The 17163-nt window shown below is 28.2% G+C and carries 13 protein-coding genes; 8 read left to right on the forward strand and 5 right to left on the reverse strand.

The features are described 5' to 3' along the window. The first annotated feature begins 15 nt into the window (after nucleotides 1–15). The 7 genes from ACNSOS_RS06645 to ACNSOS_RS06675 all read left to right on the forward strand — a co-directional run bounded on the left by ACNSOS_RS06645 (nucleotide 16) and on the right by ACNSOS_RS06675 (nucleotide 10777). Nucleotides 16–2208 carry an ABC transporter substrate binding protein gene (locus tag ACNSOS_RS06645; RefSeq protein WP_418184663.1) on the forward strand — a complete coding sequence of 731 codons (2193 nt, stop codon included), beginning with the start codon at nucleotides 16–18 and terminating at the stop codon, nucleotides 2206–2208. Beyond that, nucleotides 2209–2853 (forward strand): response regulator transcription factor, encoded by a 645-nt coding sequence (locus tag ACNSOS_RS06650; RefSeq protein ID WP_418184664.1) that lies wholly within the window; start codon nucleotides 2209–2211, stop codon nucleotides 2851–2853. An 80-nt stretch (nucleotides 2854–2933) separates the two neighbouring features. Further along, nucleotides 2934–4574, forward strand: coding sequence for a lactate permease LctP family transporter (locus tag ACNSOS_RS06655; protein WP_418184665.1), 1641 nt, complete (start codon nucleotides 2934–2936; stop codon nucleotides 4572–4574). Between the two features lie 116 nt (nucleotides 4575–4690). Beyond that, entirely contained in the window at nucleotides 4691–7531 is a 2841-nt protein-coding gene (locus ACNSOS_RS06660; RefSeq protein ID WP_418184666.1) for an FAD-binding and (Fe-S)-binding domain-containing protein, read from the forward strand. Nucleotides 7532–7608: 77 nt separating this feature from the next. Continuing rightward, a complete protein-coding gene (locus tag ACNSOS_RS06665) occupies nucleotides 7609–8433 on the forward strand; it encodes a peptidylprolyl isomerase (RefSeq protein ID WP_113909258.1) in 825 nt (274 codons plus the stop codon). A 21-nt stretch (nucleotides 8434–8454) separates the two neighbouring features. After that, on the forward strand, nucleotides 8455–9879 hold the full coding sequence (gene gatB / locus ACNSOS_RS06670; RefSeq protein ID WP_418186310.1) for an Asp-tRNA(Asn)/Glu-tRNA(Gln) amidotransferase subunit GatB: 1425 nt from the start codon (nucleotides 8455–8457) through the stop codon (nucleotides 9877–9879). A 1-nt stretch (nucleotide 9880) separates the two neighbouring features. After that, nucleotides 9881–10777: an NAD(P)H-dependent glycerol-3-phosphate dehydrogenase gene (locus ACNSOS_RS06675; protein WP_418184667.1), complete on the forward strand. Its 897-nt coding sequence runs from the start codon at nucleotides 9881–9883 to the stop codon at nucleotides 10775–10777. 1 nt (nucleotide 10778) lies between these two features. Here ACNSOS_RS06675 and ACNSOS_RS06680 read toward each other — a convergent pair whose 3' ends face one another. After that, the gene (locus ACNSOS_RS06680; RefSeq protein WP_418184668.1) at nucleotides 10779–11117 is read right to left on the reverse strand and encodes a winged helix-turn-helix transcriptional regulator; all 339 of its coding nucleotides are present in this window, start codon (nucleotides 11115–11117) and stop codon (nucleotides 10779–10781) included. Nucleotides 11118–11227: 110 nt separating this feature from the next. Between ACNSOS_RS06680 and ACNSOS_RS06685 the strand changes: the two genes are divergently transcribed. After that, nucleotides 11228–12205: a YhdH/YhfP family quinone oxidoreductase gene (locus ACNSOS_RS06685; protein WP_418184669.1), complete on the forward strand. Its 978-nt coding sequence runs from the start codon at nucleotides 11228–11230 to the stop codon at nucleotides 12203–12205. A gap of 53 nt (nucleotides 12206–12258) precedes the next feature. Here ACNSOS_RS06685 and ACNSOS_RS06690 read toward each other — a convergent pair whose 3' ends face one another. From ACNSOS_RS06690 to ACNSOS_RS06705, 4 genes are read right to left on the reverse strand one after another with little or no spacing between them, the layout of a single operon-like run. After that, nucleotides 12259–12747, reverse strand: a complete 489-nt coding sequence (locus ACNSOS_RS06690; RefSeq protein WP_418184670.1) for a hypothetical protein — start codon at nucleotides 12745–12747, stop codon at nucleotides 12259–12261. Between the two features lies 1 nt (nucleotide 12748). Further along, nucleotides 12749–13711, reverse strand: a complete 963-nt coding sequence (locus tag ACNSOS_RS06695; RefSeq protein WP_418184671.1) for an OmpA family protein — start codon at nucleotides 13709–13711, stop codon at nucleotides 12749–12751. Nucleotides 13712–13732: 21 nt separating this feature from the next. Further along, on the reverse strand, nucleotides 13733–14752 hold the full coding sequence (locus ACNSOS_RS06700) for a ribonucleotide-diphosphate reductase subunit beta (protein WP_113894546.1): 1020 nt from the start codon (nucleotides 14750–14752) through the stop codon (nucleotides 13733–13735). Between the two features lie 25 nt (nucleotides 14753–14777). After that, nucleotides 14778–17162: a ribonucleoside-diphosphate reductase subunit alpha gene (locus ACNSOS_RS06705; protein WP_418184672.1), complete on the reverse strand. Its 2385-nt coding sequence runs from the start codon at nucleotides 17160–17162 to the stop codon at nucleotides 14778–14780. Nucleotide 17163: the final 1 nt, after the last annotated feature.

The raw sequence follows: 17163 nt of genomic DNA on the forward strand, positions 1-17163 counted from the left end.
AAATAGGAGAGAATAATGAAATATTTTTTACTATTTAGCATACTTTTTTTAAGTTTTCTAAATGCAAATGAAAACAAAGAAGTATTATTAATCCACTCTTATCATAAAGGGTATGCTTGGACTGATGATATTTCAAAAGCCATTGAAAACAACTTTTCAAAACACGAAAATATCGAACTTACAACTGTTTATATGGATACAAAAAGAATAGATGATAAATCATATTTAGAAAATTTATCACAATTATATAAAGAACAATTTTACAATAGAAAATTTGACTTAATAATCATAAGCGATAATAATGCTTTTGATTTTATGAAAGATTATTACGAAGATTTGTTTAAGGGAATTCCTGTTTTATTTTGTGGCTTAAATGACTATACAAAAGAGCGTTTAAATTCTCTACCTTTTAAAGATGTTTCAGGGGTTGCTGAAGCTGTGGATATTGAAAATAATTTTGAACTAATTTCAAAACTACATCCAAATATACAAAATCTTTTAATTATAAATGATAAATCAATAACAGGTTTAGCTGTAAAAAAAGATTTAGTAAAAATCATGGAAAAATATAAAGAAAGGTTTAGTATAGAATATACAGATAATCTTGAAATAAATGATTTAAAGCAAAAAGTATCAAATCTTGAAAAAGGTAAAAGTGCAATTTTATTTGTTCTACTTTTCAAAGATACTACAGGAAAATATTTTACACATAAACAAAGTTTTGAACAAGTAAGAAAAGTGAGTGAAGTTCCTATTTATGGTCTTTGGGATTTTTACTTAAATAGTGGAATGGTTGGAGGATTATTAACATCAGCAGTTGCACAAGGACAAACTGTATCAAATATGGCAATAGAAGTTTTAAATGGTAAAGATATCAAAGATATTCCAGTACTTGAAAAATCACCAAATCTTTATATATTTAATTATGATGAATTAAAAAGATTTAATCTTAATATCTCAAAATATATCGAAAACCCTATAATTATAAATGAACCAAGTTCCATATATAAAGAACATAAAAACTTTTTTATTATTACAATTCTTACAATTTCACTATTAAGTATAATTGTTGTTATTTTAAAAGCAAATATTAAAAGAAGAGAAAGACTTGAACGAGAACTTTCAAATAGAATAGAGTTTGATAAAGTACTTCTTGATACTATTCCAAACGCCATTTACTACAAAAATATAAATGGCAATTTTTTGGGATGTAATAGTGCTTTTGCATCTTTAGTAAGTTCTACAAAAGAAGAGGTTATAGGTAAAACTGCTTTTGATTTTTTTCCCGAAAATATTGCAATTCAAAATATAAAAATTGATAAAGAAGTACTAAAAACTTTTACTACTATTAGTTCTGAGTTTACTTTTTATACTCCATCAAAAGATATGAAACATATAATTTTAAATAAAGCAGCTTACAAAAATATAGATGGAACTATTGGTGGAATTGTTTGTATAATGGATGATATGACTGAAAGAACTCAACAAAGACAATTCTTAATTCAACAAACAAAACTAGCTGAAATGGGTGATATGATATCAGCAATTGCACATCAATGGAATGAACCTTTGGTTGAATTATCAGCACTTGTTCAGGATATTCAGACTTCTTATTTGCTAAATGAATTGAAAAATAGTGATGTAGAAAACTTTGTAAATGACTCTATGATACAGATAAAATATATGTCAAGAACTTTGAATGATTTTAGAAATTTTTTAAAACCATCGACAAAAAAAGTCCTTTTTTCTATTTCTAAAGCATTTAATGAAATAAACGAAATCATAGGAAAACAAGTTTTTTACTCAAACATAAATATGAATTTTAACTATAAAAATACAAATGAAGAACTTTTAATTTATGGCTATGAAAATGAATTTAAGCAAGTTTTATTAAATATTATAAACAATGCAAAAAATAAAATTGTTGAAAAAAATATACCATTTAATAAAAAAGCTAAAATAGATATAAACATTCAAAGATGTGAAAACTGTAATATGATAGAAATAATAGATGATGCAGGTGCTATTGATGAAAAAATAATAAATTCAATTTTTGAACCATATTTTACAACAAAAGAGAATGGAATGGGTCTGGGGCTTTATATGGCAAAAATAATAATTGAAGATAAAATGAAAGGTACAATAAGTGTTAGAAATAATGAAAATTGTGCTATTTTCTCAATAAAACTTCCATTTAAAGAGTTATAAATGAAAATATTACTTTTAGAAGACAATAAAAAACTAAATGAGACTATCACTAAAAGATTGAAAATGAAAAATTATAATGTAATATCTTTTACTGATGGAGCTGTTGCCTATGAAAAAATTACAGATGGCTTTTCATGTTTTATATTGGATATTAATGTCCCAAATATTGATGGTATAAATATCCTAAAAAAAATTAGAGAATTTTATGAGATTGTTCCAGTTATTATAATAAGTGCGAGTGTTGAACTAGATATAATAAAACAATCTTACGATTTTGGCTGTAATGACTATTTAAAAAAACCTTTCTTTATAGATGAACTAGAAATAAAAATAGAAAAACTTTGTAAAATTAAAAATAATAAAATATGTTTTGATGAAAATTCATATTTTGATTTTATATCTTCTACAATAATTATAAATAATGAAGAAATTAGATTAACAAAAAAAGAGAAACTCCTTATAAATTTATTTCTTAGTAAACAAAATCAAGTTATTACTTATGCACAAATAGAGAACTATGTTTGGGAAGGAAATTTTGTAACTTTAGATTCAATAAGAAGCTTAATAAGAAGATTAAGAAAAATTTTAGATAAAGATTTTATTCAAACTGTTGTGGATACTGGTTATATTTTTAAGAATATTTAACCAATTGTTAATTAAAAATCATATAAATCTCATATCTTTCTATTAATATCATTTTTATGATTTTAATTAAGGAGGTTTGTATGCAAACTTGGCAACAAGTATACGCACCAATAGGTGACAGTTTAGTTCTATCAGCACTTGTAGCACTAATTCCTATTGTTTTTTTCTTTTTGGCACTTGCTGTATTTAGGATGAAAGGACACTATGCAGCAATCATTACATTAGCTTTATCGATGATTGTAGCAGTTTTTGCATTTGAAATGCCAGTTAATATGGTATTCTCATCAGCTAGTTATGGTTTCTTATTTGGTTTATGGCCAATTGCTTGGATTATCGTGGCATCAGTATTTTTATACAAGTTAACGGTAAAAAGTGGTCAGTTTGAAATAATTAGAAATTCTATTATCAAAATAACTGAAGACCAAAGAATTCAAGTTATTTTAATTGGTTTCTCATTTGGAGCATTTTTAGAAGGTGCTGCTGGATTTGGAGCACCTGTTGCTATCACAGCTGCAATTTTAGTAGGACTAGGATTTAAACCACTATATGCAGCAGGATTATGTCTTATTGCAAATACAGCACCTGTTGCCTTTGGAGCTTTAGGAGTTCCAATTATTGTTGCAGGACAAGTTACAGGAATTGATGCATTTACAATTGGAGCAATGGCAGGAAGACAACTACCTTTACTATCTTTAATTATTCCTTTATGGCTTGTTGCTATGATGGATGGTTGGAAAGGAATTAAAGAGGTATACCCAGCAGCATTAGTTGCAGGAGCTAGTTTTGCTATATCTCAATATGTTACTTCAAACTATATAGGTCCTGAATTACCAGATGTTACTTCAGCAATAGTTTCTATTGTTGCAACAACAATTTTCTTAAAATACTGGCAACCAAAAAATATTATGAAAACAGTAGAATTAGGTGATATTGTTCAATCTACATATTCAACTGGTCAAATAGTTAAAGCATGGTCACCATTCCTTATCCTTTCTGTAATTGTTACTATTTGGACAACTACTTGGTTTAAAGCTTTTTTTGCAAAAGGTCAAATTTTAGAAAGTACTATTTTTAAATTTGAGTTTTCAGCTATTCATAATATGATATTTAAAATGCCTCCTATTGTTAGTGAGCCTAAAGCATTTGATGTTATATATACATTTAATCCTATTTCAGCAACAGGTACTGCTATTTTCTTAACAGCAATTATTACTTTGTTTATATTTAGATTAAATATATTAACAGCTATAAAAACAATGTGGGAAACTCTTTTTGAACTTAAATGGGCAATTGTATCAATTGGTATGGTTTTAGGATTTGCATTTGTAATGAACTATTCAGGTATGTCTTCAACGATGGCACTTGTTTTAGCAAATACTGGTTTCTTATTTCCATTCTTCTCACCATTCTTAGGGTGGCTTGGAGTATTCCTAACAGGTTCAGATACTTCATCAAATGCACTTTTCTGCGGATTACAACAACAAACTGCTCAACAATTAGGATTAAATGAAACATTAATGGTTGCAGCAAATACAACTGGTGGGGTAACTGGAAAGATGATTTCACCACAATCAATTTCTATTGCTTGTGCATCTACAGGAATTGTAGGAAAAGAATCTGATCTATTTAGATTTACAGTTAAACATAGTTTAATCCTTGTTGTTATTATGGGGATTATTACAATGTCACAAGCATATATTTTTACTTGGATGATTCCATAAAATTATAAATTTTATTTAGGCTTTTTGCCTAAATAGAACTACTCACTTATAAATATCATATTATTATCATTTTGTAAAGTTAAAATTTATACTTTATGAATCTTAGGAGAACTAATATGTTAGAAAGTAATTACCAAAAATTTTTTGATGAAATATCAACAAAAATCTCAAAAGAAAAAATCTTTACAGATAAACTTCATACATTAGCTTATGGAACTGATGCTTCTTTTTATAGGCTAATTCCAAAAATTGTTATAAAAACAGACAATGCCCAAGAAGTTCAAAATATTATTGAATTAGCAAATAATATGAATTTAAGTATAACTTTTAGAGCAGGAGGTACTTCACTTTCTGGACAAGCTATTAGTGATTCTATCTTAGTTATAACTTCAAGAAATTTTTCAAATTTCAAAATTGCAAGTGATGCTAGTTTTATCTCTTTACAACCAGCACTAACTGGTGCTCAAGCAAATGGATTACTTGCACGTTATTCAAAAAAAATAGGTCCAGATCCAGCAAGTATAAATGCAGCTATGATTGGTGGAATTGCTGCAAATAATGCTTCAGGAATGTGCTGTGGAGTTTCACAAAATTCATATAAAACTTTAAAATCAATGAAACTAATTTTTGCAGACGGAACAAAACTTGATACAGGTGATGAAAATAGCAAAAATGAATTTAGAAAAACTCATAAAGATTTTTTAGAAGATTTAAAAAGTTTTTCTAATGAAACAAAATCAAATGAAGAGTTAAGAGAAAAAATTGAGAAAAAATTTAAAATAAAAAATACATGTGGTTACTCAATAAATGCTTTAATAGATTTTAATGATGAGTTTGAAATTTTACAACATCTTATCATTGGAAGCGAAGGAACTTTAGCATTTATTGAAGAAATTACTTATTACACAGTTGAAGATTTAAAAGATAAAGCAAGTGCACTAATCTATTTTAAAGATATGAATGAAGCCTGTCATGCTGTAACAAAACTAAAACTTGCACGAGATTCTAAAGAAATCATTGTTGATGCAGTTGAACTTATGGATAGAGCGGCTTTAAAAAGTATAGAAAATGACCCTGCAATGCCAATATTTATAAAAGATTTCGATGATGAGGTAACTGCACTTCTAATAGAAACACGAGCTTTAAATGATGAAAAACTAAATATTCAAATAAATGAAATTGAGCAGTTATTAAAAGAGTTTAGTGTAAAAAGAGATATCTATTTTACAAAAGATGAACAAGAATATAATCTTTATTGGAAAATCAGAAAAGGTCTTTTTCCAGCTGTTGGAGCTGTTAGAGTTACAGGAACAACTGTTATAATAGAAGATGTTGCATATCCTATTGAAGTGTTAGCAGAAGCTACTCTTGAACTTCAAGGATTATTTCAAAAATATGGCTATACAGAAGCAATTATTTTTGGTCATGCACTAGATGGAAACTTTCACTTTGTATTCACTCAAGATTTTTCAGATGAAAAAGAAGTAAAAAGATATGATGATTTGATGAATGAAGTAGTTAATTCAGTTGCGCTTAAATATCAAGGTAGTTTAAAAGCAGAACATGGAACTGGACGAAATATGGCTGCATTTATTGAAGTAGAGTGGGGTAAAACTGCTTATGATATGATGAAAAAAATCAAAAATTTATTTGATCCAAAAGGTTTATTAAATCCTGGAGTTATAATAAACGATGATAAAGAAGCCCACTTAAAAAACCTAAAAACATTGCCTGCTACAAATGAAATTGTAGATAAATGTATAGAGTGTGGATTTTGTGAACCAACATGTCCATCAAATGAAATAACATTAACTCCTAGACAAAGAATTGTAATCAATAGAGAAATTTCAAGACTTGAATCTATTGGCAATACAAAAGAAGCTAAAGAGTATAAAGAACTATATCAATATGATGGAATAGAAACATGTGCAACATGTAGTTTATGTTCAAGTGCCTGTCCAGTAAAAATTGATACAGGAAATTTGACAAAACATTTAAGAGCAGAACAATTGACTTCTAGTAGTAAAAATATTGCAAATTTTGTAGCAAATAATTTTAGTACAACTTTAAATGGAGTTAGATTTGGACTTCATAGTTCTAACTTTATGCATAAAGTTTTAGGAACTTCAAATATGCAAAAATTCACTAACAGTTTGAGAAGTTTTAGTAAAAATAAAACTCCAAAATGGTCGGCTTATATGCCAAAAGCTATAAACATAAATATAAATTTTGAGCAAAAAAATAGTGATAAAAAAGTTGTATATTTTCCTTCATGTATTAGTAGAACGATGGGCTTAAATAGTGCATCAAAAGAAGAAAAAGAACTTTTTGATATTACAGTTGAATTATTACAAAAAGCTGGTTACCAAATCATTTTCCCTCAAAATCTATCAAATCTTTGCTGTGGTATGCCATTTAGTTCAAAAGGATTCAATGATGCTTCACATACAAAGTCAAGTGAATTAGAAGAAGCACTTTTAAATGCAAGTGAATTTGGAGAATATCCAATTTTATGTGATACAAGTCCATGTACTAAAAAAATGATGGAAAGTTTTTCACATAAATTATCAATTTATGAACCAATAGATTTTGCTTTAACTTTTTTAAAAAATGATTTAGAATTTACACCAATAGATGAAGCTATTACTATTCATACAACATGTAGTTCAAGAAAAATGGGATTGGAAGATAAGTTTAAAAAACTTGCTTTGATGTGTTCAACAAATGTGATTATTCCTTCAGATGTTAAATGCTGTGGATTTGCAGGTGATAGAGGATTTAATTTCCCAGAGTTAAATGATTCAGCTTTAAGATATTTAAAAAAACAAACAGATGGTGCAAAAATGGCATTTTCAACAAGTAAAACTTGTGAGATAGGTTTAAGTGAACACTCTGGACTTGATTATAACTCTATTTTTTATTTAGTAAATCAAGTTACAAAAGCTAAAAGTTTATAGTTCTTTATTTATTCCAAACTTTATATTTACAATTTTTTTGGTAAAATATCCCTTTTACCAAAGAAAGGATTTCCAAAATGCACAAATTTTTACTATCTTTAGTTTTTAGCACAGGACTTATCTATGCTTCAACAATAAATGGTATAGCACTAACAGTAAATGAAGAACCAATAACTCTATACGATATAGAACGAACTATGGTTGTAAACAAAATCCCAAAAAATGAAGCTGTTGCTTACTTAATTGACAAAATATTATATGATCAATTAGTTAAAGAAAATGGTATCACAGCTGATATTTTTGAAGTTAATGATTACATTGAAAAACTTGCAAATTCAAATGGAATGGATGTATTTGCTTTTAAAGGGATTGTAAAACAAGAGTATCCAGATTATGAAGTTTTTGAAAATGAGTCAAAAAATGCAGTTATTAGACAAAAGTTAATATCTAAAATTGTACAAGGTCAATTAGCAATAGCAAATGATGAAGATATGAAACTATATTATGAAAAGAATATAAACAAATACCTTACAGCAAAATCTTTTGATGTTATTCAATATGCTTCAACAAATCGAACAGCTTTAGAAGAGACTATGAGATCTCCAATGAAAGTATCAAATGAGATAAGTAAAACACCTTTAAAACTTGAAAGTCAAAATCTTCAAGCACAACTTCAATATATTTTAAATGGTACAAAACCAAACTCTTTTACTCCAATATTCACTTTTAATAAACAATATGTAACTCTATTTTTAAAAAGCTCTGAAGGTAAAGTTGCTTTGCCATTTGAAAGTGTAAAACCTAGAGTGTTCAATGACCTTATGTCACAAAGAGAACAAGCATTTTTAAAAGAACATTTTGAAAAACAAAAATTAACAGCAGATATAAAAGTTTTAAGATAAGGATAAAGAGATATGTCAAGTATGTTTGAAGTAATTATAGGATTAGAAGTTCACGCACAATTAAACACAAAAAGTAAACTATTTTGTTCTTGTGCAACAAGTTTTGGAGAAGAACCAAATACAAATGTATGCCCAACTTGTTTAGGTCTTCCTGGAGCATTACCAGTTTTAAATAAAGAAGCAGTTCACAAAGCTATTATGCTAGGAACTGCTCTAAAATCACAAATAAATAAAAAATCAATTTTCAATAGAAAAAATTACTTCTATCCAGATTTACCAAGTGGTTACCAAATATCACAATTTGAAGTTCCAGTTGTAGGTCTTGGAGAGCTTACTATTGATTTTCCAGATGGTAGCCAAAAAACTATTGGGGTTACAAGAGCTCACTTAGAAAATGATGCAGGAAAAAATATTCATAGTGGAAATGTTTCACAAGTTGATTTAAATAGAGCGGGAACTCCTTTACTTGAAATAGTAAGTGAACCTGATATGAGAAGTGCAGAAGAAGCTATTTTATACCTTAAAAAACTTCATTCAATTGTTAGATATTTAGGTATTAGTGATGCAAATATGCAAGAGGGTAGTTTTAGATGTGACGTGAATGTATCTATTCGTCCAAAAGGTGATACAAACTTCTATACAAGATGTGAAATCAAAAATATGAACTCATTTAGATTTATTGAAAAAGCTATTCATTATGAAGTAAATAGACATATTGAAGCTTGGGAAGATGGTGTTCATTCAACTGAAATTGTGCAAGAAACGAGACTTTTTGATACAAATACTGGAGAAACAAGAAGTATGAGAGGAAAAGAAGATGCTGCTGATTATAGATATTTTCCAGATCCAGATTTGCTTCCATTAATCATTACAGATGAAATGATAGAAAAATATTCAAAAATTCCTGAACTTCCAGATGAGAAAAAAGAAAGATTTGTAAAAAATTATGAAATCAAAGAATATGATGCGTCTGTTATTACATCATCACTTGAAATGGCGAACTTCTTTGATGAGATGATGAAAGAAGGAATTACTGCAAAAAATGCTGTAACATGGCTTACTGTTGAACTTCAAGGAAGACTAAAAGAGGGGGTTACAATCGAGCAATCTCCAATTGAAGCAAAAACTTTAGCAACTTTAGTAAAAAGAATAGAAGATAATACAATTTCAGGAAAAGCAGCAAAAGAAGTTTTAGATTATTTGATGGAAAATCAATCAAATGTAGATGAAGCTATTGAAAAACTGGGACTAAAACAAGTAAGTGATGATGGAGCATTACTAGCTATTATTGATGAAATTTTAAATGCAAACCAAGATAAAGTAGCTGAGTATAAAGCTGGTAAAGAAAAAATGTTTGCATTCTTTGTTGGACAAACAATGAAAGCATCAAAAGGTACAGCAAATCCAAATAGAGTAAATGATTTACTAAAAGAGAGATTATCTTAAAATGCAAAAAGACTCTATTGCAGTTATTGGTGCAGGAAAATGGGGACAAGCTCTTCATTTTGCACTAAGTCAAAAACAAAAATGCTATATCACTTCACGAACAAAAAAAGATATAGAAAATTTTGTTAATTTAAAAACTGCAATAGATTGTGAATATTTAGTTATTGCTATTCCAGCTCAAGAAATAAGAACTTGGTTAAAAGAAAATTTTATTTTTAAAGGACAAAAAATCCTTGTAGCATCAAAAGGTATCGAAGCAACAACTGGTGAGTTTTTAAATGAAATTTATGCTAATTTTATTCCAAGTGAGAATGTTGGATTTATCTCTGGTCCTTCATTTGCAGCTGAAGTTATAAAAGGATTACCTTGTGCATTGGTAATCAACTCTACATCAAAAGAATTATATGAATCATTTCAGCCTTTTTTCCCTAATTTTATAAAAACTTATTATAGTGTTGATGTAATTGGTGCAGAAATTGCTGGGGCTTATAAAAATGTTTTAGCAATAGCAAGTGGAATTTGTGAAGGATTGCAACTTGGTAAAAATGCTCAAGCCTCTTTAATTGCAAGAGGATTAGTTGAAATGCAAAGATTTGGAAAATATTTTGGTGCAAAGAAATCATCTTTTTTAGGATTAAGTGGAGCAGGTGACCTATTTTTAACGGCAAATTCAACTATGAGTAGAAATTTTAGAGTAGGGCTTGGACTTTCACAAAGCAAAAAACTATGGGTTATCTTAGAAGAGTTAGGAGAAGTTGCAGAGGGCGTAAAAACAGCTGATGCAATTGATAAATTATCAAAAAAATACAAAATATATACTCCCATAGCAAATGAAGTAAAATTAATACTTGATGGTAAAAATCCTAAAGATAGCTTAAAAGATTTACTAAAAAACTAAACTATCTTTTTTTATGATTATCTCCCCACAAATAAAGCTGTTTAATAATAGGTTTTAAACTTTTTCCATATTCAGTCAATGAATATTCAACTTTGGGAGGAACAATAGGATAAACTTCTCTGTGAACTATCCCATCAACTTCTAACTCTCTTAATTTTTGAATCAACATCTTTTGAGTAGCTTTTGGTAATAATTTTTGTAACTCATTAAATCTTTTTTTTTCATCCTTTAAATACCAAATTATCAAAATCTTCCATTTCCCTGCTAATACATCAATAGCTGTTTCTACTGGACATTTAAACTCTTTATCTGTATTAATTTGATTCTTTTTTTTAGTCATATTTTACTCCTAGAGTATCTTTTTAGTAAGTACATTTCTAAAAAGATAGTTCTTGCTCTTTTAAAATATTTTAGCTAAAGTTTTAAATCAAAAAGCTAAAAGGAGAGATAATGAAAGCTTTTGTTGTAGAGAAAAATAAAAATGATGAAATAATATCTAGTGTAAAAGATGTACAAAAACCAATTTGTAATGAAAATGAGATAATAATCAAAGTTGAATATTCATCTTTAAACTATAAAGATGCTCTTAGCTCTATTGGTCATTCAGGAGTTACAAGAAATTTCCCACATATTACTGGTGTTGATGTTTCAGGAACCGTTTACGAAACAAAATCTCCTATTTTTAAGATAGGTCAAAATGTTGTAGTAACTGGTTATGATTTAGGTATGAATAGTGATGGTGGTCACTGTGAATTTGTAAAAGTTCCAGCTTCTTGGGCTATACCAACACCAGATTCCATATCAAATAAAGATATTATGATTTATGGTACAGCTGGACTTACATCAGCTTTGAGTATAAATGAACTGATAAACAATGGTTTACAAGAGCATTCATCAGTATTAGTTACAGGTTCAACTGGTGGAGTTGGTTCTATAACAGTTGCTATTTTAAGTAAGTTGGGATTTAAAGTAACTGCCTTAACAACAAAAAAAGATAAAGAGAACTTTTTAAAAAGTATTGGTGCAAATGAAGTTATTTTAATAGATGATTTTATGCAAAATAAACAAAAACCAATGCTAAAAGAAAATTTTGATGCAGTAATAGATAGTGTAGGTGGAGAAATACTAGCTCAAGCAATAAAACAAGTTAAATATGACGGAATAGTTACTTGTTGTGGTTTAACTGCTTCTTATGAGCTAAATACAAATGTTTTTCCTTTCATACTAAGAGGTATTAGACTTATTGGTATAGATAGTGTCGAGTGTAGAATAGAAAAAAAGCAAAAAGCTTGGGAAAAACTAGCTGGAAAGTGGAAAATAGAGTGTTTAGATGATATTACCAAGGAAATATCACTTGAAGAGATAAAAGACGCTTATGAGAAGCTTCTAAGTGGTAAAGCAACAGGAAGATATCTAATTAAAATATAAACATTAAATCGTATGATATTCTAAAACTATAAAGAGGAATGATTTAGAAAGCTCTAATTTTGTTCTTCTTTGATAGTATTTTCTTCATCTAATAAGCTTTGACTATAGTTTGTCTCTTTCCCTGTTCTTAAAATTTTTGCTTGTTCAATCCACTGATGATTTCTTACATAATTTGGAAGGTTTAAAAAGTTTTCTATCCACTCAGAATTTTTTTTAGTCCAATTTGATATTTGATTAAACTGATAAATCCCAAGTTCATATAACGCTGATTCTAAATCTTCATCAATACCTTTAATTTTCTTTAGATTATCTTTAAGACTCGATGAACTCAAAACCATTGGTTTATAGTCTAGTGAAGCACTTTTATTGAAGATTGGGTTCATTCTAAATCTTTTTTCACCAGTACAACAAGAACCTGCATTTGATCCATTTATTTTACTAAATTTTTCTTTTCTTCTTCCAATTAAATAACCTACTAGTATTCCTAAAACAAATGCTATAAATAAATTTACTACTATATATTGAGCAATTTCCCCTAACATTTTATTCCCCTATGTTGAATTCTACTCTTCTATTAATTTCAGATAAACCGTTTTCATCATCTTTTGCAATTGGTCTTTCATTTCCGTACCCAATTGCTGTAATCCTATTAGATTCCACTCCAAAGCTTTCTAATAACGATTTTACACTATTTGCTCTATCTTGAGAAATCTGTTTATTTAATTCCTTATTTCCTCTTGAATCAGTGTGTCCAGCAATTTCAACTTTATAAACAGTATATTGATTTAGAATATCTGCTATTTTTTGAATAGTATCTTTTGATTTTGGTGTTATTTCAACACTTCTTCTTTCAAAAATAATTTTATTTTCAATAATAGAATTATTAATTAATAATTGTATCTCATCTTTTGTTAAAATATTACTTTTGTTTATATCATTATTATCTATATTTATATCTTTTTCTAATTCTTCTACTAAGATTGGCTCTTTTATGTTATTAAAGATAGTTACTGAAGTAATTTTAGAGATCTTATCAAAAACTAAATCTTTATATTTTATGTCTTTCAATACTCCATCAAAAGTTAGTGTATTATTTATAAAAATAATCTTTGAATCATTTTCAAAGAAATCTTTTAATAATTCAATCAAGCCAGAAATTTCAACTAAAAGTTGCTTATTAACTTTACTATTTTCAACTATCTTAATATCATTCATTTTATTTATTTTTAGCAGTTCAACAATTTGATTTACGGTATTTTGATTGGGAAAAGTACCATTTAAAAGAATTAAATTATTCTCTTTATTTATAACAAAATCTGACGGAAGATATTCAACTTTTTTAAATATCTTTTCTTTTATAGATTTTAATATTCCACTATTTTCATCTAAAGTAATCTCTTTTTTTCTATCACTAAAATAATCTTCATAGCTAAAAGTATAAATAGATACTATATTTAAAGCTACAAAAAGTACCAAGAGTATAAGAATCTTTATAAAAATAGACATTATGTTTCCTTTTAATTTATATTAAAAATCATCAAAATCTATACTACCTTTTGAGTAGTTTACTACATTTCCTTCAAAAAAGTTTGTTCTTTGGTCATTGAATGAAGCATAACCATCAACCCATGGAATAGGATGTTTTACATTGTATTCTGGCTTATACCCTACTGCTTCAAGTCTTCTATCAGCCAAATACTCTATATATTGTTTAATAATCGCATCTGTAAATCCTAAGATTTGTCCTTGTGTAATATATGATCCCCATGAAGCTTCTAATTCAACAGCTTTTCTGAACATAGCTCTAACTTCTATCTCTAATTCTTCTGTGAATAACTCAGGTCTTTCTTTTCTAACACTATTTATCATATTTTGAAATAATAAAAGATGTGTTACTTCATCTCTTTGGATAAATCTAATCATTTGAGAACTACCTAACATTTTTCCAGATTTTCCAAGTGCATAAATAGCTGCAAATCCAGCATAGAAATATAACCCTTCTAAAATTTGATTTGCAAATAGTGCTAAAACTATTTTTGTATCATCAATTTCACCTGAAAGATTTTTATAAACTTCTGCGATATAAGTATTTTTTTCTCTTAGTTTAATATCAGTTTTCCACATGTCATAAATTAAATCTGTATTGTCAGAGATTGATTCAACCATAACTGCATAAGATTTACTATGATTTGCCTCTTCATAAGATTGTCTTGATAAACATGCATTTATTTCAGGAGCTGTTATATACGGATTTATATTATCCATAAGATTATTTGTTTGCAAACTATCCATAAAGATTAACTGAGAAAGAACTAAATCATACATTCTTTTCTCAGCTGGAGTTAAAAATTTATAATCTTTTGCATCAGCAGTCATCTGAACTTCTCTTGGAAACCAAGTATTTGCTTCCATTGTATCCCAAAGATTTAAAGCCCATAGATATTTCATTCTAGTGAAATTGATCATCCCATCACTATTTCCACCAAAAACTCTTCTATCATTTAAACTCTCTTTAGAATCTGGATTGTAAATAGTTTTTCTTTCCATTAAACTTTCCTTTTTAAATTTATAATTATTGACAACCTGCACACTCCATACTTCTATCTTCCACATCATTTTTAGCTTCAGGAGATTGGCTTCTTAGATAATAAGTCGATTTAAGACCTAGTTTCCAAGCTAAAGTATAAATTTCATGAAGATATTTTCCACTTGCTTTATCTAAACTCATAAAAATATTTGTTGATTGTCCTTGGTCTATCCATTTTTGTCTAATTGCAGCAGCTTTTATAACTTGTAATTGGTCAATTTCAAAAGCTGGTGTATAATAACCCCAAGTTTCTGGACTTAACTTCGGTACAACAACAGGAATTAATCCTGATAAATTTTCTTCAAACCATTTTCTTTTATAAACAGGTTCTATTGCTTGAGTAGTTCCTACTAAGATTGAAATCGAAGAAGTTGGAGCAATAGCCATCAAGTAACCATTTCTCATTCCATCTTTTTTTACTTTTTCTCGCAAGAAATCCCAATCATAATTTGTATCAAACAAATCTCTATCCACAAGAGCATTAACGCTTTGTGAAGCATGATCATGTGGCATTATTCCTTTACTCCAATTTGAACCAACAAATGTAGGATAACTTCCTTTTTCTATTGCTAAATCAGAACTAGAAAGAATGGTATTATAAGAAATTGATTCCATAATTTTATCTATTTTCTTAAAATGTTCTGTTGAACCCCAAGAAACTCTATATTGAGTTAGCATTTCAGCTTCACCCATCACTCCCAAACCAATACTTCTTGATTTTAAGTTTGTTGCTTTTACTTTTCTAAGAGGATAGAAATTTAAATCAATTACATTATCTAACATTCTTACAGCAATTGGTACAACTCTTTTTATATCTTCATCTGTATTTATTCTTGATAAATTTATTGAAGCTAGATTGCAAACAGCAGTGTCTCCATCAATTTTATCTTTTTCAACAATAAATATTTTTTTTCCATTTATGCTATCCAATGCCGTTACTTTGTTTGCTTTTTTCGTAATTCCACCATCAACAATTACCAAATCTTCTTCTTCAAAAGTTTTAATAGTTCTATCTTCAAACTCAATTTTTATTTTATAGTGATTTGGATTTGTATTTTGGAATATTTCTGTACAAAGATTTGAACTTCTAATATGTCCTACATGAGTATTTGGATTGGCTCTATTTGCTGTATCTTTAAAGCATAAAAATGGACTTCCAACTTCAAAATATGAAGTTAAAACTTTTTTCCAAAGTTCTTTTGCCTTTATTCTATTTTTTGTAACATTATCATCACTTTCATACGCAATATATTTAGATTTAAACTCTTCACCATAACACTCGCTTAAATCTTCTACTTCAACAGGGTCAAATAGTGTCCAATAAGAGTCCTCTAACACTCTTTCCATAAACAAATCAGTTATCCATAAAGCTGGAAATAAATCGTGGGCTCTTCGTCTTTCTTCACCAGAATTTTTCTTTAAATCTATAAAGTCTATAACATCCATATGCCATGGCTCCATATAAACAGCAATTGCACCTTTTCTTGTACCCAATTGATCAACAGCAATAGCTATATCATTTGTAATTTTTAAAAATGGTACCGTTCCACCAGCTGCACTTTTATGCCCATCAATAGCTCCACCTAAACTTCTAATTTTATTCCAATCCCAACCAATACCACCACCATATTTAGATAATAATGCCATTTCTTTGTAACCATCGAAAATACCTTCAATATTATCTGGACTTGAACCAATATAACAAGAACTTAATTGATGTCTATTTGTTCTAGCATTACTTAATGTTGGAGTCGCAAGCATAACCTCAAATTTAGAAATTACATCATAAAACTCTTTTGCTTTTGTCTGTTTATCATTTTCATTTTGAGCTAAAAACATAGCTATAGCCATAAACATTTGTTGTGGTAACTCTATTGGCTCACCTTTACTATTTTTCAACAAATATCTATCATATAAAGTTTTAATTCCTAGGTAGTTAAACAAAAAGTCTCTATTAGGATCAATATATGAGTTTAAATCATCTAAATCATATCCATTGGCTAAATTAGGGATTATTCTTCCAGATTCTATTCCAAAATTAATGTAATCTTTTAAATGTCTATATGCATCACCTTTTACACCATGTGTTGCAATTCCTACTCTATGATATAAATCATATAAAAATAGTCTAGCCGCAACAAATGTCCAATTTGGAACGTCAATATCTATTTTCTCAACTGCTGTTTTAATTAAAGCATCTTGAATATCACTAGAGTTCATTCCATCAATAAATTTAATATGAGCATCAAGTTCTAATTCACTTTGACTAACACCTTCTAAGTTAGCTGTTGCTTCAATAGTCATTTTTTGAATTTTTGTAATATCCAAAACCTCTCTTCGACCATTTCTTTTTTGAATCATTATTGCCATT

This window comes from Aliarcobacter vitoriensis (genome assembly GCF_048320235.1).
In the GTDB taxonomy this organism is placed as follows: domain Bacteria; phylum Campylobacterota; class Campylobacteria; order Campylobacterales; family Arcobacteraceae; genus Aliarcobacter; species Aliarcobacter vitoriensis.

Coding starts and splice junctions, on each gene's coding strand:
- ACNSOS_RS06645 (WP_418184663.1), top strand. CDS start 16: ATGAAATATTTTTTACTATTTAGCATACTTTTTTTAAGTTTTCTAAAT.
- ACNSOS_RS06650 (WP_418184664.1), top strand. CDS start 2,209: ATGAAAATATTACTTTTAGAAGACAATAAAAAACTAAATGAGACTATC.
- ACNSOS_RS06655 (WP_418184665.1), top strand. CDS start 2,934: ATGCAAACTTGGCAACAAGTATACGCACCAATAGGTGACAGTTTAGTT.
- ACNSOS_RS06660 (WP_418184666.1), top strand. CDS start 4,691: ATGTTAGAAAGTAATTACCAAAAATTTTTTGATGAAATATCAACAAAA.
- ACNSOS_RS06665 (WP_113909258.1), top strand. CDS start 7,609: ATGCACAAATTTTTACTATCTTTAGTTTTTAGCACAGGACTTATCTAT.
- gatB (WP_418186310.1), top strand. CDS start 8,455: ATGTTTGAAGTAATTATAGGATTAGAAGTTCACGCACAATTAAACACA.
- ACNSOS_RS06675 (WP_418184667.1), top strand. CDS start 9,881: ATGCAAAAAGACTCTATTGCAGTTATTGGTGCAGGAAAATGGGGACAA.
- ACNSOS_RS06680 (WP_418184668.1), bottom strand. CDS start 11,117: ATGACTAAAAAAAAGAATCAAATTAATACAGATAAAGAGTTTAAATGT.
- ACNSOS_RS06685 (WP_418184669.1), top strand. CDS start 11,228: ATGAAAGCTTTTGTTGTAGAGAAAAATAAAAATGATGAAATAATATCT.
- ACNSOS_RS06690 (WP_418184670.1), bottom strand. CDS start 12,747: ATGTTAGGGGAAATTGCTCAATATATAGTAGTAAATTTATTTATAGCA.
- ACNSOS_RS06695 (WP_418184671.1), bottom strand. CDS start 13,711: ATGTCTATTTTTATAAAGATTCTTATACTCTTGGTACTTTTTGTAGCT.
- ACNSOS_RS06700 (WP_113894546.1), bottom strand. CDS start 14,752: ATGGAAAGAAAAACTATTTACAATCCAGATTCTAAAGAGAGTTTAAAT.
- ACNSOS_RS06705 (WP_418184672.1), bottom strand. CDS start 17,162: ATGGCAATAATGATTCAAAAAAGAAATGGTCGAAGAGAGGTTTTGGAT.